We start from the raw sequence: 1,382 nt of genomic DNA on the forward strand, positions 1-1,382 counted from the left end.
CGGCACGCCGGGCCACGTCAACTCGATGGCCGATTCGGTCAAGCACTTCCTGCAGCGCTTTCCCATCGAGACGATGGAAGACGGCGACGTGTTCGTCACCAACGATCCATGGAARGGCACGGGCCACCTGTTCGACATGACGATGGTCACGCCTGTCTTCCATGGCGAAGGAGATGCACGGCGCGCGGTGGCGCTGTTTGCCTCCACGCTGCACGTGGTCGACATCGGCGGCATCGGTTCCAGCCCCGACGGCCTGGAGATCTACCACGAAGGCCTGTTCCTGCCGATCCTGCGCTTCGTGCGCAAAGGCACCGTCGATCCGGCCGTGCGCGCGATCATCCGCGCCAACGTGCGCGACCCGGAGCAGGTCGAGGGCGACCTGTACGCGCTGGTCGCCTGCAACGAGGTGGGCGGCCGGCGCCTGCGCACGCTGCTGCGCGAGTTCGGGTTCGACGATCTCCAGGCGCTGGGCGAATTCGTCATCGCACGCTCGGCCCAGGCCATGCGCGAGGCGCTGCGCGACTGGCCGCGCGGCACCTGGCACAACACGCTGGTGGCGGACGGCTACGACGCGCCCATCACGCTGCAGGTGTCGGTCACCATCGCCGACGACGGCATCGTGGTCGACTTCGGCGGCACCTCGGGCACGGTGGCGCGCGGCATCAACGTGCCCAAGGCCTACACCGACGCCTACACCTCCTTCGGCATCCGCTGCCTGGTGGGTGCCGACGTRCCCAACAACGCSGGCTCGCTGGCACCGATCCGCGTCGAGGCGCCGGCCGGCTGCATCCTGAATGCGCTGCATCCGGCCGCGGTGACCGCGCGCCATGTGGTCGGCCAGMTGCTGCCCGAYSTSGTGTTCGGSGCGCTGCGCCAGGCGMGGCCGGACCGCGTGCCGGCCGAGGGSGCCTCSTCGCTGTGGAACCTGCAACTCGTCGGCGGCGAGGTGCTGGCCGGCACCTCCGCGGCCAACGCCGAGGCGGTCCGGCGCGGCCCGCGCTTCAACGCGATCAGCTTCTCCACCGGCGGCACCGGCGCGCGCCCGGGCAAGGACGGACTGTCGGTGACGGCCTACCCGAGCGGCGTGCGCAACGTGTCGCTCGAGATYCTCGAAACCCAGGCGCCGATCGTCTTCGAGGGCAAGGAATTCCGCACCGACTCCGGCGGCGCCGGAACCATGCGCGGCGGGCTGGGCCAGGTCATCGAGGTGCGGCATGCGCGCGTAGACGCGGCCATGCTGATCGCCGCCGCGTTCGACCGGGTCGACCATCCTGCGCGCGGTGCGCTTGGCGGGTTCGACGGCGCACCGGGCCGGCTGCGGCTGGCTTCGGGCGCCGGGCTGCGCGCCAAGGGGCGGCAGCTGATTCCTGCGGGCGACCGGC

At 71.2% G+C, this 1,382-nt stretch carries 1 protein-coding gene; it reads left to right on the forward strand.

Annotated elements, in window-relative coordinates:
- Positions 1 to 1,382, forward strand: a 1,382-nt coding sequence (locus AC04L7_RS18735) for a hydantoinase B/oxoprolinase family protein (protein ID WP_475513708.1), incomplete at both ends; no start/stop codon positions are given.

The sequence above is a fragment of the Pseudoxanthomonas sp. LjRoot204_2 genome, assembly GCF_056175765.1.